Here is a 25,409-nt window from a genome sequence, read left to right on the forward strand (position 1 = left end):
GACACACAATGATATATTGTATGTAATATAAAGGTTAGCAGTGATTCACAGGATGAATCGGCGGCGAGGAATCGTTCAGCAAGGCAAGATGAGGCCGCTTTGTTTCCCGGTCCAAAGGCAAGACAGAGGACGATTTTCCTCTGGCGGAAACATTGATCGTGTCTGATCTCAATTTAAGATGGGGTGAATATGATGAGTAAAAAAACATTGTATGAAAAGATCTGGGACAATCACGAAATCTATAGCGAAGAAGGCAAGCCAAGCGTATTGTACATTGACCTGCACCTCGTTCACGAAGTTACATCTCCACAGGCATTTGAGGGCTTGCGTCTGAGCAATCGTCAGGTTCGTCGTCCGGAACTGACTTTTGCAACGATGGATCACAACGTACCTACATTTGACCGTTTTAATATTACGGATCCAATCTCCAAGCAGCAGATTGATACGCTGACACAGAACTGTAAGGATTTTGGCGTAAAGCTGTTTGACCTGAACACGATCGATCAGGGTGTTGTACACGTTATGGGACCAGAGCTTGGCTTGACTCATCCGGGTAAAACGATCGTTTGTGGTGATAGCCATACATCGACACACGGTGCATTTGGCGCACTTGCATTCGGTATTGGTACAAGTGAGGTTGAGCACGTACTGGCTACACAGTGCTTGCAACAATCCAAGTCGAAAACGATGGAAATTCGTTTCAACGGCAAACGCAAAGCTGGCGTAACGGCGAAAGATATGATTCTGGGTGTTATCGCGAAATACGGCACGGACTTCGCTACAGGCTATGTTATCGAGTACACAGGCGAAGCGATTCGTGATCTGTCGATGGAAGAGCGTATGACGGTCTGCAACATGTCGATCGAGGGCGGCGCACGTGCTGGTCTGATCGCACCGGACGAAACTACATTCTCCTACCTGCGTGGACGTGAATACGTACCACAGGGTGCGGCATTTGACGAAGCGGTTGCTCGCTGGAAAGAGCTGACTACTGACGAAGGCGCTTATTATGATCATGTGATCGAATTCGACGTCGAAGCACTGATTCCACAGGTAACCTGGGGAACTAGCCCGGGTATGGGTACAGACATCACTTCCGCTGTACCTAATCCAGCAGACTTCACAACAGAGAATGAGCGTAAAGCGGCTGAAAAGGCGCTTGAATATATGGATCTGGCACCGGGCACTCCAATGTCTGAAATTCCGGTAGATTATGTATTTATCGGTTCCTGCACAAACGGTCGCATCGAGGATCTGCGCGCAGCGGCAAACGTAGCGAAAGGCTACAAAGTATCCGATCGCCTGACTGCTATCGTCGTACCAGGTTCTGGTCGTGTGAAGATTCAAGCAGAAAAAGAAGGACTGGACGTTATTTTCAAGGAAGCCGGCTTTGAATGGCGTGAAGCAGGTTGCAGTATGTGTCTGGCTATGAACCCGGACGTATTGAAACCAGGACAACGCTGTGCTTCTACCTCCAACCGTAACTTTGAAGGTCGCCAGGGACGTGGCGGACGTACGCATCTCGTGTCTCCAGCAATGGCAGCAGCAGCTGCAATCAAAGGACATTTTACCGATGTGCGTGATTGGGAATTCAAATCCGAGCCTGTACTGAGCTAACCGAATCGAGAGGAGTTTTTTAACTATGGAAGAATTTAAAACGTTGAACGGTATTGTAGCCCCGGTAGACCGGGTGAACGTAGATACAGACGCAATCATCCCTAAGCAATTTTTGAAACGCATTGAGCGTACTGGCTTTGGTCAGTTCCTGTTTTACGAATGGCGCTGGGATGAAGAAGGTAATGTAAACGAGAATTTTGATATGAACAAGCCGCGCTATGAGGGTGCATCGGTGCTTGTATCCCGTGCGAACTTTGGCTGTGGTTCGTCCCGTGAGCATGCACCGTGGGCGATTATGGACTATGGCTTCCGCTGCGTCATCGCACCTTCGTTTGCGGATATCTTCTATAATAACTGCTTCAAAAACGGCATTCTGCCGATCAAGCTGTCTGAGGAGCAGGTACAGGATCTGTTCGAGCGCACCTATGCGAACGAAGGCTACCGCCTGAATGTTGATCTGGAGAACAAAACGGTTACGGACGATCAAGGTCTGGAAATTCATTTTGACCTCGATGAGCACCGCCGTCAATTCCTGCTGCAAGGTCTGGACGATATCGGTCTGACGCTGCAACATGAAGCTGATATTAGTGAGTACGAGCGCACGCGTGGTGCTCATCTGTTTGCTTAATTAACATGTAGGACAACGAAGCAGTAGATTGATTTTCAATATAAGAGTCTACAATAATATGGAAATCAATCGGAGCTTCATAACTACCGTATAGATGGAGCATTTGCAAAGCCTGGAGTATGGCATGAGCCAGCAGGCTTTGGCAAATGCTTTTTATTTTGGTTCCTGTATCGCTGATCTAGTCAGTCATCTACAAATAAAGGACTGCTCATGTCACCGAAATGTCGATCCCATCAAAATTCATATGTGAAAAAATCAAATAGCAATAACAATTCATCCGGTAATGGTCGATATAAACATACAGATGAGTATGACCTTGCATTTGCGTATATATGCAAGCCTGATTATACAGCCTATGACATTGGTTGCATGATAAGCTAAGCAAAAAGATATCGAATCGCAAATTCGTTCGCAACTTTTAATAGGCATAAGCGTCTAATTACGATGTATGCGCAAATTGCGAATCAGACGCGGCGTAGAGTAGCGATTCACCTTTCTTTGGAACCATCCAGAGACGAGCGGGGGCTTGATTCATCTCGAATAAGTGAAGATGCTGGCTTCTACAGTATAGTGGTCTGGTAATGTTTGGGCGGTACAGCCGTGCTGGGTAGTTCGGTAATCAAAATGGGAATGGTAGGGGTGAAGAATGAAGAAATTTGGTTTTCTCGTGTTTTTGTTTGTGTTTTTGTGGTCCTTTCCCCATCTCGGTGAGGCTGCCACTAGCACAAAAGTTGTACTGAACGGCCAGGAGCTGAGCATTCCAGAGGATGTGCAGAATATGCAGGGCTCGGTCATGGTGCCGATCCGCGTAATCTCTGAAAATCTGGGATACAAGGTACAGTGGAATCAGGCTGATGGACGTGTCATGATTGACGGTGAAGGCAAATCGATTCAACTGCTTATCGGCAAAAAAGCCGCTTCGGTCGGCAACAAAACGTATGATCTGAACACCGCACCGGTTGTTCAAAACGGTACGACGCTTGTCCCAATCCGTCTCGTAAGTGAGCAGATGGGCATCGATGTGCATTGGAATAACAGCGACAAAATCGTCACGCTAACGACTCTGGACGCGAGCACCGGCGGAGGAACGAATTCGGGTTCTGGAAATGGAACTGCCGAAAATGGTCTTGCACTGGTGAATGGTATCAGCTTTAGCGAAAGTCGCTTGCTGGTCACGCTTGATAAGGGCGTAACGCCGAAAGTGTCCAAAATGGATTCACCGGATCGTATCGTGGTTGATCTGCCTAAAACGGACTTTAGCCCAGCATTTGCTGCGCAGGGGCCGGATGCAAGTGTAGGTCAAATTGCATCGCTGGATGTGCCGAACAATGATAATGTATCTCAAGTTCGATACTCTCAATTCAGCACAGAGCCATCCTCGGTTCGTATCGTCATCGATCTGAAAAACAAACAGGATTATGAAGTGTTCACAGAAGGCAGTCTGCTGATCGTCGATCTGGTTGCCGACAATGGCACATCGACTGAGCCTGACTCCACAACAGGCCCTACACAGCCAGGAACAGGTGTAGGCGACTCGGGTAAAAAGGTCGTTGTGATCGATGCCGGTCATGGCGATCAAGATCCAGGTGCGATCGGTTCCCAGACGAGCGAGAAAAAGCTGAATCTTGGCCTCGCCCTCAAAGTAGAAGCACTGCTGAAAAACGATCCGAATATCGATGTCGTTCTGACACGCTCGGATGATACGTTCCTGCAACTCAAAGAACGTGTCAAAATTGCTGAAAAGCTCGGCGCAGACGTATTCGTTTCGATCCATGCCAACAGCAGCGGCTCATCCGCAGCTTCGGGTACTGAAACGTACTACCAACGCGCTAGTAGCAAAAAGCTCGCCCAAACGATTCACAAGTATTTTGTAGCAGCAACGGGCTTCAAGGATCGTGGCGTTCAATACGGTAACTTCCATGTTATCCGCGAAACGACCATGCCAGCCGTACTGCTAGAAGTTGGCTTCATCAGCAACCGCACCGAAGAATCCAAAATGATGGATTCCGCCAAGCAAGATGAAATCGCCGCTTCAATCGTAAAAGGCATCAAAGAATATCTAGGTGCATCTTAATTAACTCTATAGCGTCTGCTTTCTACGTGTTAACGTATGAGGCAGGCGCTGTTTTATTTTGAGCTGGGGTATGGTGATTGAAGTAGAAAGGTAGAGATTTAGGGAATTAGGTTGAGTGTTGGTGCATCAAGCGCTCCGAAAAAGGATAAGGGAACGAACTCAGTGGAGATACGAGAATCTACGGATTAGGCGGGAATGTAGATTCTCGTATCTCCAAAATCGTTCTTTTCCCTTATTCCTTTTTCTCCGCTACGTTTTCTTAGCTTCATATTATTTCACTCCATCCCAATTATTAGTGCCTTTATAACTTCAATATTTGTATTGCACATTTGCATTCTGAGTTTTCAATACACTGCTTTAAGTACACTACTTGGATTTCATATATAAATGATTCATATTAAGGTTACACATGCATTTATATCGAAAAGCTATATCCAGAAGCCATCGCAGGGGGATCAGCATTTTAGATGAAATTAACTGTATTTGGAAGCAATCAGATCAATCCAGAACTCTGCAAATCAAGTCGGAAAGTATACTCTTACATCTTCATAGTAACGATGAGACATAGCAGTCCACATGGTATTAATTTCTTGCATTACTACAGTAAACTTATAAGTTCTGAATTACATATTATTCAATCAAAAAATGATCGAATTTGCTTATGCGAACTGTTATGAGGATGGATAGCATCTATTAGCCTGTAATTTGAAGTAATAAATAGTTAGATGCATCAAATGTAGTTTAGCGTTAAACGTAGAAATAACTAATAGATACATCTACATTAAAGGGCCTCGGAAGATAACTTGCTGATTAGGAATATGATGTTCACTAGAATAATGCATATATAAAAATATGGCAGATCGCGTAATTATTTAAGGTTCTATTTCGATGTTAATTTGAATTGAGCTTTTAGTGCTTTTACATTTGCGTTGTATTATGTAGCTTTTTGTACTACATTATATGTAATTCTGAATGAAGTATATTATTATTTTAATTTTTGTTTGTTCATAAGATATGATGCAAGCACCACACAGCGGAGGGAAGGGAATAAGGGAAAAGGACGACTTACAGTGTTAGTGGTTTTCTAACACGAGGTTCAATGAAAAGTGATTTTTGCGAAGCAAAATATCTTACCTCTTTGGAGGGGCGGGAATCTTCATATATTCCTAATCCGAAAGATTCCCGCGGCTCCACCTGAGTCCGTTCCCTTATCCCTTCACGGAGCGTTTGATGCACAACGACAAAGTACTATACCAAGTCCAGAATTTTATAGTTTTCTTTCCCCTATTTCATAGGAAGAGCATAAAAGGGTAGAATTCCATTATTCAAATATGAAAAACAAGAACTCAACGTTAAGTCGAACCATCTGGTAAGCCGTATTTATTTTCATGCTCAAACAAACATCACTAGAGCCGCTCTAAGCTATTTTCCAACCATTTAAACCTCACAACACCATGAAAGCTTTACACCTCACCTACACGCGCTGAAGCGCCAGAGACATATCCAATAAATGTTTGTTTTAAGTAACAATAAAATTACTGAAATTTCATGTAAAGTTTGCGTGCAATTACAGCCGGAACATGATAAGATACCAATTGTATTGTCATTGAAGATGGAGCATCAGAGTCTGAAACATAACGGGCAATCCCATCATCAGGTCCCGTGAGACGATACCGTCTGAGGCACGATTTGTATCGTGTACAGGCGGTTTTTTGCAGGAGGAATGAAAATGAATGCCGCTACAGTAAGACATATTCTGGATACGCTCGCCGGCATGTTTCCTGATGCGCACTGCGAACTTAATCATAGTAATGCCTTTGAATTGACGATTGCGGTGCTGCTGTCCGCCCAGTGTACCGATGCAACCGTCAATAAGGTGACAGTTGATTTGTTTCAGAAGTACCGGACGCCACAAGATTACGTGAGCGTACCGCTGGAGGAGCTGGAACAGGATATACGGCGGATCGGCTTATTTCGAAGCAAAGCGAAGCATATTCAAAACCTGTGCCATATTTTAATTGAGAAATACGGTGGAGATGTGCCTAGTGAGCACGATCTGCTCGTTCAGCTACCCGGAGTGGGACGCAAAACGGCTAATGTCGTGGTGTCCAACGCTTTTGGCGTGCCTGCATTTGCAGTCGATACCCATGTAGAACGGGTATCCAAACGACTGGGTCTCGCAAATTGGAAAGACAATGTAATGGAAGTCGAGCGCAAGCTGATGAAGCGTGTACCGCGTGACGAATGGACGCTGTCGCATCATCGCTTTATCTTCTTCGGCAGATATCACTGTAAGGCGCAAAATCCAGCCTGCCAGGTCTGTCCGCTGCTCGATCTTTGCCGTGAAGGCAAAAAACGAATGAAAACATCCCTGGTCGTCAAGAGCAAAAAGGCAACCAGGCCTAAAAGCTCCTGACATAAGGCAACCTGCCCACCAGGGAAGAGAACCAATACTACACATAAAAAGAGGTCGAACGTTATGAAATGCATTTCCGTCTACACAGACAACTTTGAACAATTCTCGGATATTTTCGAGCAAATCGTATCGGAGGAACTCGCTGAAAACGAAGAAAAAGTAGTTGAAGGCATTGCGGTAAACTATTCCGGTGATGTACCGGAGCATTATATTGAGCGTATGGCACAAAAGCGTGATGTCGTTGTCATGAAGGACAAAGGCAGAGGCATCACGATTTTGCAACACGGTAAAATGTTCGAAATTCTTGTACCTGTGGCTGAAGCTGAAGTTAGCTTGATCTAAGCCCTCGTTATCTGCTAGACGGTCTGCGCGCTGAGCGTACAGACCGTCTTTTTTATTGTATTCATTATTTTACTTATTATTTAATTATTATTTTACTCATACGATGAAGTCTATATGGACTTGCTATTCATTTTTCATGAATGGAAAAGGTTAGCGGAAAGGGGCGGATCTTCATCTATGCTCATACCTCACTATCTCTACACTGGCTCATCAATGGCAGTGCTTTTTAAATACGACGATTATGAAAAAATGAATGGTTTCCGATACAAGTTATACAGTGATACAATAGATAAAGATTGAAATATAAATGGATAAATGAATAGGGAGTAAGCGAGATGCTGGAGCCGTTGAGCTACCGATAGCATGGAGCGTATTCTAGCGATAACAGAGCGGTAGCAGAAGCATATGATGCTGCCCATAGAGAAGATCAAGAAAGTGCGGAGGGACATACGGATGCAAGCGATTACAACGGGAAATGAGCAATCTTTTGAACGTGTGCTAGAGCAGCTGGAAGCGGAGCTACAGCAGCAAGGAAATACGGGAGCCGCTCGCAAAGTAGGTGAGCTTCGTAACAAGTACCGCTCGCAGGAGCTGGTACTGGCTTTTTGTGGTCATTTTTCTGCCGGCAAATCAAGTCTGATGAACTGGCTCTGTGGTCATCAGGTGCTGCCAACCAGCCCGGTGCCAACGACAGCTAATATCGCATCGATTCGCTCCGGTCAGCCGCGTGCCATCGTGCATACTCATGATGGTGGCACACTACAGATCGGCTTGCAGGAGCTGGATGAGTATTGTAAAAATGGTGGCGATTATGAATCGGTTGAGCTATGGGACGATATTCCTTTACTCGGCGAGCATGGCGTACTCCTGGATACACCGGGTGTCGATTCTACCGATGCAGCGCATGAAGCGGCCACCTATTCGGCATTGCATCGCGCCGATGTGGTCTTTTATGTGATGGATTACAATCATGTACAGTCCGAGACGAATCTGTCCTTTGCCCGCACATTGTATGAGCGTGGCAAGCCGCTGTATCTGATCGTGAATCAGATTGATAAGCATGAGGATGAGGAGCTGCCATTTGCAGAATATAGCCGTGGAGTCGAGCAGGCATTTGCCAGACGCGGCATCGAGCCTGCGGGCGTGCTGTATGTATCGCGTATGGTTCCTGATCATCGTTATGGACGACTGGAGCAGCTACGCGAGCTGATCGCTGAGCTGCTTCAGGATCATCAGCCGCTCGTTCATTATAGCCTGTCACAGGCAGTGTGGGAGCTGGCTGAGGAGCATCGTAAATGGCTACGTGAGCAGGCGACTGATATCGATAATGTCGATGCAGAGGCTTGGGAAGAACCAGCAGATGCGATACGAGCAGAAGGTGGCGTTCAGCATCAGGAGGATGCTTCTAGCGATGATATGGACGACGAAGAGGAGCAGGAGCTTTCTGTATCCGAGCAGCAGCAAAAGCTAGAGCAGCTTTATGAGCAACAGCAAGCGCTCGATAAGCAGCTCGTAGCACTCAAGGATCACTGGGCATGGGAGATTGGACGTCTGGTAGAACAGGCGAATCTGACACCTGCGGAGCTACGTGATCTGGCACAACAATATTTGGAAGGCGAGCGTCCGGGTTTTAAAAAGGGTCTATTTGCATCTCGTGATAAAACGATGCAGGAGCGTACACGTCGCAAGGAACAATTCCTTCAGGCGTTTCGCGAGCAGGTAGCAGCCAATGTGGATGTACACGTGCGTGGCTTGTTGCGTAGCTGGAGTATGGAGCATGAGCTGTGGAATGAACAGCAGGAAGCTGAGCTGACTGCCTCACTGCCTCAGATTAGTGAAGCGGATATTGCCGCTGGAGCAGGCTCAGATGTAGCGATCTCCGGTGAGTATGTGCTCAACTATACGCGTGCGCTACGTGAGCAGACAGCCGCTCGCTATCGCCGTGCGGCGCTGGATGCGGCAGACCGTCTTATTGAGCAATTGCAGCCAGCTGTCCAAGCACAGCAGGTACATCTGCGGAAACAAATTGCGTATGCAGAAGGATTACAGCAGCGCTTGAAGGCGAAGCTGGAGCAGGAGCAGCAGCAAGATCGTCAGGATCAAGCGGTGCGGCAGCTGCTACCAGCACGTGAAACAGGCGTACCCGAATGGTTGCCTAAGATTGAACGTGTAGGTATCGATACAGCTGGAACGATGCATGAGGCGAGCGCAAAATTACAGGATGGTACGGCTATAACCCACCCATCTGTTACTACTGCTACTGCCTTATCCGCAGCGGATACTGTTACTACAGATTCAACGCATACAGACGGTAGTGTAAGCGATGCTAACTCGTCTGCACAATCGGAGACGGTAGCACCGCAAAATGCTGCGGACACTGCGACACATACCCTTCGCACAGACGAAGACCGTTTAGCATCGGATACAGCAATAGAGTCCAGTGAATCGACGAGCGATGAAGTCGCGACAGCAGAGGCCGATTCTAGCGATGTAGCAGCAGCTGTCGCTCCATCGACAGATCGCCGCTCACGCTTGCTGGCGACAGCTGAGCAATTACGTCAGGCAGCAGGCTGGATCGATGGGATTCCCGGCCTAGTTTCACAGGGAGATGAGCTACGTCGTCGCGCTTCGGTTATGGAAAATGGCAAGTTCACGCTTGCTCTGTTTGGTGCATTTAGCGCTGGAAAATCCTCCTTTGCTAATGCGCTGCTAGGCGCATCGGTGTTACCGGTATCCCCGCACCCGATGACTGCGGCGATCACACAAATTATGTCGTCAGAGCCTGAACGCCCGCATGGTACAGCGGTTATTTATATGAAATCGCTGGAAGAGCTGCAAGAGGATATTAGCGGCGCGCTCCGCTTGCTCGGTTTGCCAGATCGTTCGCTCCAGCAGGATTGGAGCCGTGCGGTGCGCAATCTGTCACCAGCACGTATTCATCCCTCGGCGCGGGCGCATTATAACTTTGTTATTGCAGCAGCAGCTGGCTGGGAAGCGGCACATGATAAGCTAGGACAGGATCTGATCGTTGATATGCAGCAGTTCCGTGGCTATGTATCCGAAGAACAGCAGTCCTGCTTTGTACGCAGCATCGATCTGTATTATGATTGCCCGCTCACTGAGCAGGGGATGGTGCTTGTCGATACACCGGGAGCGGATTCGGTTAATGCGCGTCATACGGGTGTAACCTTTGAATATATGAAAACGGCGGATGCACTCGTATTTGTTACGTATTATAATCATGCCTTTACCGCTGGAGATCGTCAGTTACTGGAGCAATTGGGTCGGGTAAAAGGGAGTCTGGCGCTCGATAATATGTTCTTTATCGTCAATGCCTCTGATCTCGCCTCCTCGGAGGAGGAAAAGCAGCAGGTGGTTGGACGAATCGAGCAGGAGCTGAACGGCTCAGGGATTCGTGAGCCGCACATTTATGCGCTGTCCAGTCGTCGTGCGTTACAGGGACAGGATGAAGGCTTTGGCGCCTTCCGACGTCACTTTATGAGCTTTGCTGATGATACGCTGGCAGGCTTGGCGATTCATGCGGCTCATGAAGAGCTGGATCGCATTCGCGATATCGTGTATTCGTGGCAGGAAGCGGCAGAGCGTGGAGAGCAATATCGTGCAGAGCGCCTTGTTCAACTGCAACAGGAGAAGCAGACAGCAAGCCGCACGATTGATGCGCTCGCTGAAGCCGATCCGGATCGCCGTGTACAGGAGGAAAGCACAGAGCTATTATTCCATGTGAGACAGCGACTGCGGCTCAAGACGCTGGACTGGATTCCAGAAATCTTCAATCCAGCACAGCTGAATCAGGAGTCAAATGATCTCAAGGCTGACTTTGCTGCCTGTGGTCGTGAGCTACAGCGAAGACTGGGGATCGAGCTGGAGCAGGAAGTGCTCGCAACCACACTGCGTATGGAAAAAGCGGCGCGCCGACTGATTGCGGATCGAATGCAGACATATGGACGTGAAGCAGAGAAGCAGGCGCCGGGTCTGCGCTTCTCTACCTTCGAGCCAGAGGATTGGAAAACGCCAGATATTTCAGGTCTATTTTCCACACAGCCGCTCGATTGGAAGTCCTTCTGGCCGTTATTCCGTAATCCGCGCCAATTCTTTGAGCAGGGAGGACGCGATAAGCTACGCAATCAACTGACAGCAGAGCTGGATCGTATGATCGGTCAATTGCTGGATGAACAGAGGGATGGATTGGCTAGCTATTATATCGATGGTCTCAAGATTCGCCTCCAGCAGACGGCTGATGAGATGAAGCGTCAGATTGATGAATGGTCACAAGGAACTGAAGCATCGCTACAGATGGCCGATGGCCCGGAACGCTGGGCACAGCTTGGTGAGCGCTTGTATAGTCTGCAACCTGTCATCACGTTGGAAACAGCAGAGCGTTAAACCGTACCTCTCAACTGGTAGAAATACGGATACAAACCATAAAATGATAGAAGGAAGCTTCCTACACAGGATGCTTCCTTCTTTTTATATACTCAGGTATTCCGTATTGTTATATCATGATAACGTAAAAACGTGTTTAAAATTTAAAATTATAGCGCTTTTACTCTTCGTTTATAGGAGCTAGTTTACAAAATAAATGAATCACTCATAATCGGCTGGTATCGGGAGAATTTGGCATGATTTCATTATAATCTGTTTATTACTTGTCGATTATGAAGCTACGCTGTGAGCAGGGGCTATATATGGGGATTTATCCTCTTTGCGGCTCCAAGGCGGCGGTGGTAAGCTTCATTATGCTAATTAACCTGACAGGAGATTGAAGGAGGAGCACCATGGACGTTCTCAGGCAATTGCAGGACTTTTATCGCGAAAGAAAGAGCTATCTGTATCTTTCCATTCTATGTCTTGCAACCGCTACCGCCCTCGGGCTGGTCTATCCGAATCTGCTCAGATACCTGATTGACGATATTATCAGGCTGAGGCAATTCGATCAAGTGCCGATGCTGGTTGTCGCCCTGTTTGGCGTGACCATCCTGAAGGCGCTAATGCAGTTTTTACACGGTTTTTTTGGAGGACGGCTGGGCAATTATCTCGCTTACCGTCTGCGTAATGCCTGTTATGAAAAGCTTCAGTTTTTATCCTTCCGTTACTACGACACCGCCAAGACGGGAGACTTGATGTCGCGACTGACCGGTGACCTGGAAGCGATCCGTAACTTTATCGGCTTTGGCTTTGCCCAGCTTCTGAATGTGTTTTTGATGGTCATTTTTGGTGCGGCAGTGATGTTCTCGCTCAACTGGCAGCTTACCCTCGTCACTCTGATTTCCATTCCGTTTCTCGTGTATGTTGCATTACGATTTGAATCACGCATTCATCCGGCATTTCAGGAGATGCGCCTTGCGTTAAGTTCACTCACAACCGCTGTACAGGAAAATATTACTGGAGTTCGCACCGTGAAGGCATTTGCGCGTGAGCCTCATGAGGTGGATAAATTCTCTATTCGTAATGAACGCTATCGTACGAATCAGATTTTTACCTCTACCCTCTGGAGTCGTTATTTTCCAGTGATGGAGCTGCTCGCCTCAGTCTGTATCGTGATTTTGCTTGGCTTTGGAGGAACGCTTGTTATTCGCGGCTCGATGACACTCGGTGAGCTGGTCGCCTTTTTTACATTGATCTGGTACATTATCGGCCCGATGTGGGGACTTGGCTTTCATATTAATAACTATACACAGTCCAAGGCTTCCACCGAGCGTGTATTGGAGATTTTGAATCAGCCGATCGATGTGACCGATCATGAGAATGCGCGTCCGCTCCATCCAGGCGATATGAAGGGACATGTGCAGTTTGACCATGTGACCTTCGCTTACGGTAACAAAATGGCAGCGGTCGTAGATATTAATATTGATGCACCTCCCGGCTCGGTTATCGGCTTGCTTGGTGGAACAGGCTCTGGTAAATCAACGATTATTCAGCTGATGATGCGTGCGTACAATGTGAACGAGGGCAGTATTCGCATTGATGGAACGGATATTCGTGATATTCGCATCGGCGATCTGCGTGCCAGTATTGCGTCTGTATTTCAGGAGACGTTCCTGTTCTCGTCCACGATCAAAAACAATATTGCTTACGGCATCAATGAGGTGAGCATGGAGGAGATTGTCCGTGTGGCCAAGCTTGCCAAAGCACATGAATTTATTATGGAAATGCCGAACGGCTACGATACGATCGTCGGTGAACGGGGTCTTGGTTTATCCGGTGGACAGAAGCAGCGTCTTGCCATTGCACGCGCACTGCTCAAGGACCCGAAAATTCTAATTCTCGACGATGCGACAAGTGCGGTCGATATGGAAACCGAGCATGAGATTCAGTCTGGATTCCAGGAGGTTATGCGCGGGCGAACGACCTTTATCATCGCGCACCGAATTTCTTCCCTACGTCATGCCGATGAAATTCTGGTCTTGCAGGAAGGGCGAGTCATCCAGCGCGGTAAGCATGAGGATCTGATCAAGGTCGAAGGGCCATATCAGGATACGTATCGTGTGCAGTACGCCGACCATATTCAGCGTGTGGAGGAACAGCAGCGTCTAGCAGATGCAGGGCAATCCACTGTGGATACGGCATCGCAGACGAGCAACGAAGCAGATGAGCCTATGGAAGCTTTACGCGATGGCGAAAAGGATGATGTATGGGACAATCCATCCGATACAGCAGGAAGTAGAGAGCAGGTGAGACCGCATGAGTAATCCATCCATGAATAACACATCGATCGATAGTCGGCAAAAGGTAGCTGATACCTCATCGGTACGGGTGGAGGATCGCTTCGTTTATCAGGATGACGAGCTGATCGATAAGGCGTTTAACTGGAAGCAGTTTAGCCGACTATTCACGTATATTAAGCCTTATGCAAGGCAACTGCTTCCGTTTATTTTGCTCATGATGGTGCTGGGAACGATTACGAAGCTCGCTGTTCCGTTCATTACAGGGGCAGCGATTGATAATGCGATTCAACCAGCGAATGGACAGCCCAGTCTGAAGCTATTATACGGTCTGACTGCGCTGGCGCTTGGATTGTATCTGATCCAGTGGGTAGCCAATGCGTACCGGATTAAGTACACGAATATTATCGGGCAGCGTGTGATTTATGATCTACGTGGCGATCTGTTCACACATATCCAGCGACTATCGTTTTCCTTTTTTGATAAACGACCTGCGGGCTCGGTACTGGTACGTGTAACGAATGATGTGAACTCGCTTCAGGATTTGTTCACAAATGGTGCTGTAAACGTGATGATCGACTGTGTACAGCTAGTTGGTATTATCGTCATTCTACTGCTGATTAACTGGAAGCTCGGTCTGGCGGTTATTTTAACTGTACCGATTATGTTCTTCGTATCCACCAAGCTGCGTAAGGTCATTCGCCGTTCCTGGCAGGAAGTACGGATGAAGAACTCACGTATTAATTCTCACCTGAACGAATCGATTCAAGGTATTCGTGTGACGCAGGCGTACACGCAGGAACAGCAAAACATGAAATATTTCGACAATATGAATCTGTCCAGCAAGCAGTCCTGGGACAAAGCGTCGGCATTGAACCAGACCTTTGGGCCATTGATCGAGATTACCGGTGGTCTGGGCTCGATGATTCTATTTGGCTTTGGTACGATGCTGATTGCAAGTGGAGAGATTGAGATTGGGATTCTGGTTGCGTTTGCCAATTACGTGAGCAATTTCTGGGACCCGATCAATCGTCTTGGTAATATGTATAATCAGCTGCTTGTTGCGATGGCGTCCTCCGAGCGTATTTTTGAATTTATGGATGAACAGCCATCGGTGGCTGATAAGCCGGATGCGAAGCCATTACCGCGTATCCGCGGAGATATTGCCTTCCATCATGTCGTGTTTGAATACGAGGCAGGTCGTCCTGCACTCAAGGGCATCAATCTGAACGTGAAGGCAGGACAGTCCATTGCACTGGTTGGGCATACAGGATCCGGTAAATCGACGATTATTAACCTGATCAGCCGCTTCTATGATATTAAAAGTGGGAGTATCACGATTGATGGCTACGATATTCGCGATGTCACACTGGAAAGCTTACGTAGTCAGATTAGTATCGTGCTCCAGGATACATTCATTTTCTCGGGTACGATTCGCGATAATATTCGTTTTGGTCGTCTGAATGCGACGGATGAAGAGGTTGAAGCGGCTGCACAAGCCGTGCATGCGCATACCTTTATCGAGAAGCTACCTAAGGGCTACGATACCGAGGTAGAGGAACGTGGTAGTGTGCTATCGATGGGACAGCGACAATTGCTATCCTTCGCTCGTGCGCTACTGGCTGATCCGCGCATTCTTATTCTGGATGAAGCAACCGCTAGTATTGATACCGAGACGGAGCTACGCATTCAAGAAGCGCTCAAGGTACTACTACAAGGACGTACCTCCTTCATCGTGGCACACCGACTGTCAACGATTCGTCATGCGGACCATATTGTAGTACTGGATCACGGGGAGATTCGTGAGGAAGGTAGCCATGATGAGCTGATTCAGCATGGTGGCGTGTACAATGGACTGATTGAGGCACAATTTAGATTTTTGTAAACGGAAGATGAAGCACTACCCATTTATTCATAAAATCGCCATTTTCTTGCTTCCCGCAATCGACAGTGTTCGTCGAACGGAGCAGGAAGGTGGCGATTTTATTTACCCAAATAAGGCAGAAATCAGAAAGGTGAAATGTGAAAACGACAATTTTCGTCAATGTTAACGCTTACAGATAAAGATATACGATTTTTGTCAAAAAATTTAAGCGATTTGGGTTGCAATCTGACTTGGAAGGTAAGAAAATAAGAGTGTCATCATATTGTAAAGTTTATAAGCAATATCGTCGGAAATTTTACAATGTGTTTATGACAATGGTTCTGGATGAACAACAAAGAGAGACACCATCTGCCATCTGCAAAGAATCATGCAGTGTAAAAAAAGTGGATAAGGGAGTGCTGTTTATCATGTGGGGGGCCCCAAATTCTCGCCAGGCAAAGAAAATGATGATGCTTGGGAGCGGAGAACTTGGCAAGGAAGTCGTTATCGAAGCTCAGCGTCTCGGCGTGGAATGTATCGCCGTTGACCGCTATCCGGATGCGCCAGCCATGCAGGTTGCACATCGTTCACATGTGATCGATATGCTGGATGGAGCGCAGCTGCGCCGTGTGATTGAGAGCGAGCAGCCGGATTTGATCGTACCCGAAATTGAAGCGATTGCTACAGATGAGCTTGTTCGTCTGGAACAGGAGGGCTACCATGTAGTGCCTACTGCAACAGCAGCACGTTTGACGATGGATCGTGAAGGCATTCGCCGCCTTGCAGCCGAGACACTGGGCTTGCCTACGGCAGCATATCGATTCGCAGACGATCTGGAGCAGCTCAAAGCAGCAGTAGCTGAACTTGGCACACCCTGCGTCGTTAAGCCGCTGATGAGTTCCTCGGGTAAAGGCCAGAGCGTATGCCGCACACCGGAAGATGCGGATGCGTGCTGGAGTGCAGCCCTAGAGGGAGCCCGAGGCAAGTCGGTTCGGGTGATCGTCGAAGCATTTGTCCATTTTGAAAGTGAAATTACACTGCTCACGGTGCGTTCGGCATCCGGTACGTTGTTCTGCCCGCCAATCGGACATATCCAGCGTGATGGGGATTACGTGGAGTCCTGGCAGCCGCATCACATGACTGCGGAGCAGCTTGAACAGGCACAGCAGATTGCCGGTACGATTACCGAGCATCTGGGCGGATATGGCCTGTTCGGTGTTGAGCTGTTTTTAACGGCAGACGGCGTCGTATTTAGTGAAGTTTCACCAAGACCGCACGATACTGGCATGGTAACGATGATTACGCAGGATCTATCCGAGTTTGCGCTGCATGTGCGTGCGATTCTCGGGTTCGAGATCCCGGGCGTTCATCTGCTCACACCGGGCGCATCAGCAACACTCAAAGCAGCACAGGCTTCAACCGATTTTGTTGTAGGCGGACTGGATGAAGCATTGAAGCTGCCGCGTACACAGGTTCGTGTATTCGGCAAACCGGAAACGAAGCCGGGACGTCGTATGGCGGTAGCGCTCAGTGCTGACGAAAGTGTGGAAATTGCGCGGAAGCGAGCCGTGCAGGCGGCCGCTCTGCTAAAAGAGGAGTATGTACATGTCGACTAATGTTTTATTGCCAGTTGCAAGTGTCCGTAAGTTTGAAAGTAAGGATGTTAGAGCACTCACTTCGTTGATGCGCGAGCTTCGTTACCCGATGACAGAAAGTGTACTGCGTGACCGGATGGAAGCGTTGGAAGGCAAATCTCAATTTTTGACGCTGGTTGCAGAGCGTGACGATCAGGTTGTAGGCATGATCGCTCTGTATCGCAAAACCTCGTATGATACAGGTCAGCAAACGTCCCAGATTACCGGTCTGGTAATCGCAGAAGCTTTTCGTGGTAAAGGCATTGGTCGTGAGTTGATCCATGCAGCTGAAGAGCAGGCGCGTGCTGCGGGCGACCGCTCTGTATTCGTAACGGGTATGAATCGGGATGAGCGTCTGTCTTCATGCTCGTTCTACCAGCATATGGGCTATGAGAAGATCGGCTGTAATTTTATTAAGCAAATGTAAGGCAAGTACCATCCTCAGTGTAGGAACGTATACGTACTACTCAACACTCAAGCGGTTGTCCGTCTCAGACGGGCAGCCGTTTTTGTTTGGTTGAACATAGTTGGTGAAAGAGATGAATGTTGTGTACTCGTTGTTAGAATGATCGAATGGGCAGGCTTTATAGCGTATCGGGTTGATGCTGCTTGTCAACGAATGGTAAAATAGAGGGCGTAGATCACACAATCATACATTCAGATTGAACAACAGGGGAGTGTCATTCATATGATATGGAAATCCAAGATAAAACGCATAGCGATCGCGACAACAGCCGCCGCGCTGGTAGCGGGTACATTCACGTGGAGTCCGCTGGCTCAAGCAGCTAATGCAGCATCAACGACCAAGGCAATTGCTACTTCCAGTCATTCGAGTAACAATACGTATACAACAACCCGTCTCGGAACATCAGCTGCGACAAGCGCGGCAGCCGCAGCGAAGGTTGCCAAGCTGGTCAATGAGCAACGTGCCAAAGCAGGCTTGAAGCCTCTCACCGTAGACACGAAGCTACAAAAGATGGCACAGACCAAGGCAAACGATATGGCAAGCAAGGGCTATTTTAGCCACACCTCGCCTACGTATGGTACACCATTTAAAATGATGGATAAGTTCGGCATTACCTATACGTATGCTGGTGAAAATATCGCTAAAGGCCAGTCTTCAGCGGCACAGGTCATGAAGGATTGGATGAATAGTCCGGGGCATAAGGCGAATATTTTGAAGAAGCAATATACGCATATCGGTGTCGGGTTTAAAAATGGTGTATGGGTGCAGGAATTTATTCGTAAATAAACAAATAGGCTTTATCATTATGCTCTATCCAGCAGTCGCATAAAAATGATCGTAAAAAGGCATCAGGCTTAGCTTGTTGCCTTTTTTACATCGATCCGCTTGCTTCGGTGGATACACATGAGATAGCTTCAAGTATGAAATAACCTGAGTAATATTATATTAAGTAAGATTACATAAAAGAGAGCAGAGGAATAGAAGATGAGCGATAAATATAGGCTTTATGACTGGGATGAGCAACCTATAGGTTATTTTCAAGAGCTACGGCTGGAAAATGATGAGAGCTACCGACAGCATTTAACGATCTATGGATTTCGTAAACATCTAGATTATATTCCTGACCAATCGCTGGATCGTATTTACGTTGGTATTCTCGATACTGGTGGAGCAATGATTGGTCAGTATGATTTCCCATTAAAAAGGGTGCTACAACCTGCGGAATCGATTCTTTTTTCATACGATGGAGATTGGGAACTGCTCGTTCATACGTATGAACAGGTAGCGCGAACCCGGCGTATGTTTGAGATGTGGGATTTGCTTCGTGATCCGGCTCAATTGCAGTGCGGTCTGTGGGTCGATTTTAACCTGGAAGAACGCAAAATCTGGCAGACTGTTGCTCGAACGTATGCGCTTCAGACTAACAAGTGGAGAAATCAGGGACAGACGGGCATAACCATTCATCTGGATGGACGGCTCATTACAGATGAATATGCTTTTTTCTTCATGCTGGGTGAACAGCTAAATGGCCCCGCTGGCTATTACGGCAGCAGCCTAGATGCGCTGAGTGACTGCTTATGTGGGGATTTTGGGCCGATTCCGCCATTTACGGTGGTCTGGTCGCATTATCACTATATGGAGAATAATGAGCTACTACAGAGAAAAAATGAGAATGGCTACACCATGCTAAAAGTAATTCAAACTGCGATTTCTATTTTGGAAGAGAGCCAGGTTACGATTATCAAAGAATAAAGAATAAAGAATAAAGAATGAAGTAACCAGACATCGGCACGATACGGATGTCTTTTTTGATGTAGAACGATTTTCTATATCGAACTGCACATATTTTGTGCAAAGTTGCCGATATATAGAAATAAATGGTAAAATTTTAGGCGGATTTGAAACTATTCATGTTAACAGGAGGATTTTACTTATTATGAACCTGACACAATGGAAACGTATTGCCGCATCGACTACAGCTGCTGGACTGATCGCAGCTAGCCTGATCGTACCAGCAAGTGCAGAGGCAGCATCCAACAGCTTTCACTCCATGCACAAGACTTATAGCCAATTGTCTTCGGATTCTACAATGACCGGACAAAGCACGGTAGCAGCTACAGCAGATACAAGCGCATTTGTTGCTCAGGTCGTTGAGCTGGTTAATCAGGAGCGCAGCAAAGCTGGCTTACAGGCACTAACGGTAGATACCGCTCTACAGACAATGGCAGGCGATAAAGCAATCGACATGTATACCAATAATTATTTCAGCCACACTTCACCTACGTACGGCTCACCTTTTGATATGATGAAGACGTATAAAATCAGCTTCCGTGCAGCAGGTGAGAATATTGCCAAAGGTCAAACATCACCTGCACAGGTTATGAATTCGTGGATGAATAGTGCAGGGCACAAAGCCAATATACTCAGCAAAAATTATACGCATATTGGCGTAGGCTACACAAACGGTGTTTGGGTGCAGGAGTTTATCGGCAAATAAGTATACAGGTTTGGACATGGCAACCTTGAATAAGGTCGTTACGAGCTACCGTTTCAATATAATATACGGATAATCATATCGTTTCATAGGAACAGAGAGAGGAAAGTCTTTTTTCGCAGATGGCTCTGCTAGTCTGGCCTGCTGAGAAGAGGCTTTCTCTTTTTTAATGAAAAAAGAGTCTACATAGCAATAATAAGCCTGGATACGAAATAGAAGTAGACACATAATATAGAGGTAGAGGTAGAGGTAGAGGTAGAGGTAGCAATAACAATAACAATAGCCCTACTTCCCGTCACATGCTATTGACAATCTACAGAGCACTCCCTACTATAAAGTTACATTTCAGCCGATGGATACTATCGCAGCATGGAGGAATTACAGTCATGAAGACGATTAAATATTGCAGTAAAAATGACAAGCTAGGCACCAAAGGTGTATATCAGGATATTGAAAAAAACTTCCCTGCTATCCAGCAGCAACGTAAGGGGTGCCTGAGCGAATGTAAAACCTGTCGTCGCCAGCCCTTTGTGAAAGTCGGTAAAAAAACTATCGTTGGCGACACACCGGAGCATCTGTACGAGCAGCTGGTAAGCCTGATTCGCAAGCAAGAGGGGAGCACATCCTCCACTCCGGATCATTCAGGCAAAAGCCGCCACTGGTTTACAGGCAAAAATGAACTTTACATTACGATGGACAAGACGAGCGCCCCGATCTGGATCAAAAAGCTACACAAGCTTCAGCAATCCGATAAGCCGAAAAAGCTAAAAACGATCCGTGTCAACGATACCTCTATCGATATGATTCCGATCGTACTCAAGCCAGCTGGTGAGGATGAAGATCGAATCAAGATGAAAAAGAACGAGCTGATCCTGAGCCTATCACCAGACGCTATCGAATACGCGATATTCAAGCTGGAGACTTTCCTAAAGGAAGGACACCTGTCACCAGCCGAGTACTATACATTTGAACGTGTCGCCTCCAAGGCAAAGGGCAAGCAACCAAAAGCTAGAACGCAGGGCGTTCAAATCTATTTTGTAACGGAAGACATTCAGCCCTATGCTAAAGCTAAGTAAATAAAAAAAGCCAACCAGATCGCGCCTGGTTGGCTTTTTGTTAGGATGGGGCATGTAGGGGTCGAACCTACGACCTGCCGATTAAGAGTCGGATGCTCTACCAGCTGAGCTAATGCCCCAAAGTATTCATGTGTATACTTATTATCACCATAAACGAATTATCGCAATCAATATGATGTATAACAATTAATCACAATACAAAGTATACAACTCCAATTTACAAAAATCAAATCTTTCCCTGTGAATATATTGTGAACGCCTGTATGAACGTGTCAATTCTCGTCGACTGGGGAAATAATATGGAGAGTAACATGATTCATATCTGAATGGCTCTGCTTCTGTAATACTCAGGTAAACGGAAAGGATGATGACCTTGAAGAAAACATGGTGGAAAGAAAGCGTCGTGTACCAGATATACCCACGTAGTTTTATGGACAGCAATGGAGATGGCATTGGTGATCTGCCCGGAATCATTAGTAAGCTTGATTATTTAAAGCAACTTGGTGTACATGTCGTCTGGCTTTGTCCAGTCTATCAGTCGCCCAATGACGATAACGGCTATGATATTAGCGATTATCAGCAGATTATGGACGAATTTGGAACGATGGAGGATTGGGAACAGCTGCTGGAAGGTCTGCATCAGCGTGGGATGAAGCTGATTATGGATCTGGTCGTTAATCATAGCTCGGACGAGCATCACTGGTTTGCGGAGTCGCGTAAGTCTACAGATAATCAGTATCGCGATTACTACATATGGCGACCTGGCAAGGATGGACGTGAACCGAATGATTGGGCATCCTTTTTCAGCGGCTCTGCATGGCAAAAGGACGAGGCAACCGACGAATATTATCTGCATTTATTTTCCTCCAAGCAGCCTGATCTGAACTGGGAAAATGAAACGGTGCGCGAAGAGATTTATCGTATGATGACATGGTGGCTGGATAAGGGGATCGATGGCTTCCGCATGGATGTGATCAATCTCATTTCCAAAAATCCAGAGTTGCCTGATGCGCATACACCTGACCCGGGCATAGGCACGATGCCACCGGATGAAGGTCAGACGTATCATTTTGGTGGACAGCATTTTGTAAATGGACCGCGTGTGCATGAATATTTGCAGGAAATGAATCGAAAGGTATTGTCACGCTATGACATTATGACCGTTGGCGAGACGGTTAATGTGACACCGGAGGATGGAGCATTATATGTAGGCGAGGATCGGAACGAGCTGAATATGGTATTTCATTTTGAATTGATGCAGGTCGATTCGGGTCCGGGTGGCAAATGGGATATTCGTCCATGGCGTCTTAGCGAGATCAAGCAGGTCATTAGCAAATGGCAAACGCTACTACACAATAAAGGCTGGAACAGTAATTATTTGAACAACCATGATCAGCCGCGTATGGTATCGCGGTTTGGTAATGATTCGGTCTACCGCAAGCCGTCTGCCAAAATGCTGGCTACGCTGCTACACACCTTGCAGGGAACACCGTACATTTATCAGGGTGAGGAAATTGGGATGACCAATATTCGCCTGTCCTCGATTGATGATTATCGCGATATCGAGACGCTAAATATGTATCAGGAATACAAAGAAGCCGGAAGAGATACCGATGCGATTATGGAATCGATCTATATCAAAAGCCGGGATAATGCACGCACACCAATGCAGTGGGATGGTACAGAGCAGGCTGGCTTCACAAAGGGACAGCCGTGGATCAGCGTGAATCCGAATTATACGGACATCAATGTACAGGAAGCACTCGCTGACCCGGATTCTATTTTCTATTATTATCAGCGCTTGATTGAGCTACGCCGACAGGAGCCGATTATCGTGTATGGCGATTATACAGTGCTACAGCCGGAGGATGAGCAGCTATTTGCTTATATTCGTTCATATGAAGGGCAGAAGCTGCTGGTTGTGTTGAATTTTACCGATCAAGCCCAGCCGTTCAAGCTTGATGCGCATGTGTCTTATCATGAGCCGCAGCTGTTGATCAGCAATTATGGCGGCGATCATGGACGCGAGCTTGCCGAGGAAGCCAGATCGCATAATCTGCGTTCCTTATCGCTGGAGCCGTATGAAGCGAGAGTGTATCTGTGGCAGGAATAGTGTACTGTTAGACAGTATGCTGCTCCTAAAGAATGTACGAATCAACCCGAATTAAACTCCATTCATAATACAAATAGCAATACAAACAGCGCAAAGTTAACCAGCAGGAATGAGATCGAGCTGCCCTTAGCCTTGCGCTGTTTGCGTTGTGTTTTAGTCATTCTGCATGATGCCGATGCAAAATAATGGTTATGCAATCTATTCCATCGCTATTCCATGTAGGCTCGCTCCTACCTACACCATGTACATATAGTGTACGCTCAACCTGCCTCTTGCACTAAGAACGCACCACGGATGAAGCTGCTGAAGCCTGCTCCTTCTTTTCTAAATTTTTGAAGAAGTCGATTTTGCGATCGACCTTTTGTAGGGTGCTCTGTAGCTCCTCTAATTGTTCGACGACCTTAACGCGATATTCCTCCATAAATTCGCGGCGTGCGGTAGCAGAGCCGGGACTGTTTTTGGGCATGGACTGGAATGCCTGCATTTCCTTAATCGGCAATCCCATATCGCGAAAATGACCGATGACCTGAAACCATTTGATATCCGATTCTGTGTACAGGCGATAGCCATTAACATCTCGCTGAATACCTTGAATCAGACCCAGCTGTTCATAATAACGGAGTGTATGTACACTCATACCGGTTTCGGCAGCGACTTCTTTACTTGAGAAGGTAGTTTTCATAGGATCATTATAAACCTAGAAAATGGTTATTGCTATAGAGTGAACTCTATACTTTATGCTAGGCTTGTACGTAATCAGAGCATGATAGGGAGGCTATTCAAATGAAAGTATTTGTTACCGGAGCAACCGGATTTGTCGGTACAGTTGTTGTACAAGAATTGATCAGAGCAGGGCATCAGGTAACCGGGTTGGCACGATCGGATGCAGCAGAGCAGAAATTGCGTGCGGCAGGAGTGGACGTACATCGTGGATCATTAGAGGACACGGATAGCTTACGCGAAGCGGCGCGTGCAGCAGACGGAATTATTCATCTTGGTTTTATTCATGACTTTACGAATTATGCAGTTTCAGCTGAGGTGGATCGTCAGGCGATTCTGGCGATGGGTAGTGAATTGGAAGGAACAGATAAGCCGATTATACTCACATCAGGCACTTTACTGCTCACACCTGGTAAATTAGGCACAGAGCAAGATCGCCCGTCTGCTCATGCAACCCGTCATTCGGAGAAGGCAGCGGATGAATTAGTCCAGCGTGGCATTCGTGCAGCAGTTGTACGTCTGGCACCAACTGTACACGGCGAGGGCGATCAAGGCTTTATTCATACACTGATCGAGCTGGCACGGGAGAAAGGCTTTTCCGCGTATGTAGGTGACGGCAGCAATCGCTGGTCGGCTGTGCATCGCCTGGATGCAGCCGTATTATTCCGCAAAGCGCTGGAGCAGACAGAGGCGGACTCCAGACTACATGGAGTAGACGAAGGTAGCATTGAATTTAAAACGATTGCCGAGGTGATTGGTCGTCATCTGAATGTTCCCGTCACAAGTATTCCGCCAGAGCAAGCCGCCGAGCATTTTGGCTGGATTCAATTTGCGGCAGCAGCAGATACGCCGATTTCTAGCGATCTGACTCGCCAATGGCTGGATTGGGAGCCATCGCATATTGGACTACTGAAGGATTTGGAAGCAGGGCATTATTTTACGCATTAAATGGCAATGGATGCTGGGATTACATTTTGAAGGGTGGCTAGCTGATCGATACTTTTAGATACACGCATCATCCATTATCCAGCTTCTTGATGTTACCGGATTACAACTTTTGTATACTCCTTTAACTATATTTTCATGACAGCAAGGATAAATGTTGCTAACATTTGCTCTAACCTAACGATGCAGGCTTTAGCCATTCATTTACTATGATCAAATTAAAATGTATACATCAAACCAATCCTCTAACCAGCGTACTGGTAACCCTATGCCTTCTTCGGGTAAAAGATAACGGCACACCTCCGTTTCTTTTACTCGAAGAAGGCATTTTTTATTG

The 25,409-nt window shown here is 47.0% G+C and carries 16 protein-coding genes, 1 tRNA gene and 1 pseudogene; 16 read left to right on the forward strand and 2 right to left on the reverse strand.

Annotated elements, in window-relative coordinates; translation table 11 throughout:
• Positions 1 to 192 precede the first annotated feature (192 nt).
• The 14 genes and pseudogenes from leuC (at position 193) to IEX62_RS10685 (ending at position 21,294) form a co-directional block, all read left to right on the forward strand.
• Complete coding sequence (gene leuC / locus IEX62_RS10620; RefSeq protein WP_188775622.1) at positions 193 to 1,617, forward strand: 3-isopropylmalate dehydratase large subunit; 1,425 nt, start codon at positions 193 to 195, stop codon at positions 1,615 to 1,617.
• A 25-nt stretch (positions 1,618 to 1,642) separates the two neighbouring features.
• Positions 1,643 to 2,245, forward strand: a complete 603-nt coding sequence (leuD, locus tag IEX62_RS10625; protein WP_188775479.1) for a 3-isopropylmalate dehydratase small subunit — start codon at positions 1,643 to 1,645, stop codon at positions 2,243 to 2,245.
• 646 nt (positions 2,246 to 2,891) lie between these two features.
• The gene (locus IEX62_RS10630; RefSeq protein WP_188775480.1) at positions 2,892 to 4,319 is read left to right on the forward strand and encodes an N-acetylmuramoyl-L-alanine amidase family protein; all 1,428 of its coding nucleotides are present in this window, start codon (positions 2,892 to 2,894) and stop codon (positions 4,317 to 4,319) included.
• A gap of 1,729 nt (positions 4,320 to 6,048) precedes the next feature.
• The gene (gene nth / locus IEX62_RS10635) at positions 6,049 to 6,735 is read left to right on the forward strand and encodes an endonuclease III (RefSeq protein ID WP_188775481.1); all 687 of its coding nucleotides are present in this window, start codon (positions 6,049 to 6,051) and stop codon (positions 6,733 to 6,735) included.
• 63 nt (positions 6,736 to 6,798) lie between these two features.
• Entirely contained in the window at positions 6,799 to 7,077 is a 279-nt protein-coding gene (locus tag IEX62_RS10640; RefSeq protein WP_188775482.1) for an NAD/NADP transhydrogenase alpha subunit, read from the forward strand.
• A gap of 453 nt (positions 7,078 to 7,530) precedes the next feature.
• The gene (locus tag IEX62_RS10645) at positions 7,531 to 11,481 is read left to right on the forward strand and encodes a dynamin family protein (RefSeq protein ID WP_188775483.1); all 3,951 of its coding nucleotides are present in this window, start codon (positions 7,531 to 7,533) and stop codon (positions 11,479 to 11,481) included.
• Between the two features lie 392 nt (positions 11,482 to 11,873).
• A pseudogene (locus IEX62_RS10650) lies at positions 11,874 to 13,604 on the forward strand (ABC transporter ATP-binding protein); the annotation flags it as partial.
• 190 nt (positions 13,605 to 13,794) lie between these two features.
• Positions 13,795 to 15,645 (forward strand): ABC transporter ATP-binding protein, encoded by a 1,851-nt coding sequence (locus IEX62_RS10655; RefSeq protein ID WP_229685732.1) that lies wholly within the window; start codon positions 13,795 to 13,797, stop codon positions 15,643 to 15,645.
• Between the two features lie 407 nt (positions 15,646 to 16,052).
• Positions 16,053 to 17,240 carry a formate-dependent phosphoribosylglycinamide formyltransferase gene (gene purT / locus IEX62_RS10660; RefSeq protein ID WP_188775485.1) on the forward strand — a complete coding sequence of 396 codons (1,188 nt, stop codon included), beginning with the start codon at positions 16,053 to 16,055 and terminating at the stop codon, positions 17,238 to 17,240.
• Positions 17,230 to 17,685: a GNAT family N-acetyltransferase gene (locus IEX62_RS10665; protein WP_188775486.1), complete on the forward strand. Its 456-nt coding sequence runs from the start codon at positions 17,230 to 17,232 to the stop codon at positions 17,683 to 17,685. Before purT ends, IEX62_RS10665 begins: the two co-directional genes overlap by 11 nt.
• Before the next feature lie 261 nt (positions 17,686 to 17,946).
• Complete coding sequence (locus IEX62_RS10670; protein WP_188775487.1) at positions 17,947 to 18,510, forward strand: CAP domain-containing protein; 564 nt, start codon at positions 17,947 to 17,949, stop codon at positions 18,508 to 18,510.
• 198 nt (positions 18,511 to 18,708) lie between these two features.
• Positions 18,709 to 19,476, forward strand: coding sequence for a barstar family protein (locus tag IEX62_RS10675; RefSeq protein WP_188775488.1), 768 nt, complete (start codon positions 18,709 to 18,711; stop codon positions 19,474 to 19,476).
• A gap of 184 nt (positions 19,477 to 19,660) precedes the next feature.
• A complete protein-coding gene (locus tag IEX62_RS10680) occupies positions 19,661 to 20,221 on the forward strand; it encodes a CAP domain-containing protein (protein ID WP_188775489.1) in 561 nt (186 codons plus the stop codon).
• A gap of 383 nt (positions 20,222 to 20,604) precedes the next feature.
• Positions 20,605 to 21,294, forward strand: a complete 690-nt coding sequence (locus IEX62_RS10685; protein WP_188775490.1) for a DUF1450 domain-containing protein — start codon at positions 20,605 to 20,607, stop codon at positions 21,292 to 21,294.
• 46 nt (positions 21,295 to 21,340) lie between these two features.
• Here IEX62_RS10685 and IEX62_RS10690 read toward each other — a convergent pair.
• A tRNA-Lys gene (locus IEX62_RS10690) sits at positions 21,341 to 21,413 on the reverse strand.
• Positions 21,414 to 21,667: 254 nt separating this feature from the next.
• On the opposite strand from IEX62_RS10690, the gene IEX62_RS10695 reads away from it, so the two are divergent.
• Complete coding sequence (locus IEX62_RS10695; RefSeq protein WP_188775491.1) at positions 21,668 to 23,407, forward strand: glycoside hydrolase family 13 protein; 1,740 nt, start codon at positions 21,668 to 21,670, stop codon at positions 23,405 to 23,407.
• A gap of 277 nt (positions 23,408 to 23,684) precedes the next feature.
• On the opposite strand, the gene IEX62_RS10700 is transcribed toward IEX62_RS10695, so the two are convergent.
• Positions 23,685 to 24,089 carry a MerR family transcriptional regulator gene (locus IEX62_RS10700; protein ID WP_188775492.1) on the reverse strand — a complete coding sequence of 135 codons (405 nt, stop codon included), beginning with the start codon at positions 24,087 to 24,089 and terminating at the stop codon, positions 23,685 to 23,687.
• Positions 24,090 to 24,190: 101 nt separating this feature from the next.
• Here IEX62_RS10700 and IEX62_RS10705 point away from each other — a divergent pair, with 101 nt between their 5' ends.
• A complete protein-coding gene (locus IEX62_RS10705; protein ID WP_188775493.1) occupies positions 24,191 to 25,075 on the forward strand; it encodes an SDR family oxidoreductase in 885 nt (294 codons plus the stop codon).
• The last annotated feature ends 334 nt before the right edge of the window (positions 25,076 to 25,409 follow it).

The sequence above is a fragment of the Paenibacillus hunanensis genome (assembly GCF_014645615.1).
GTDB lineage: Bacteria > Bacillota > Bacilli > Paenibacillales > Paenibacillaceae > Saccharibacillus > Saccharibacillus hunanensis.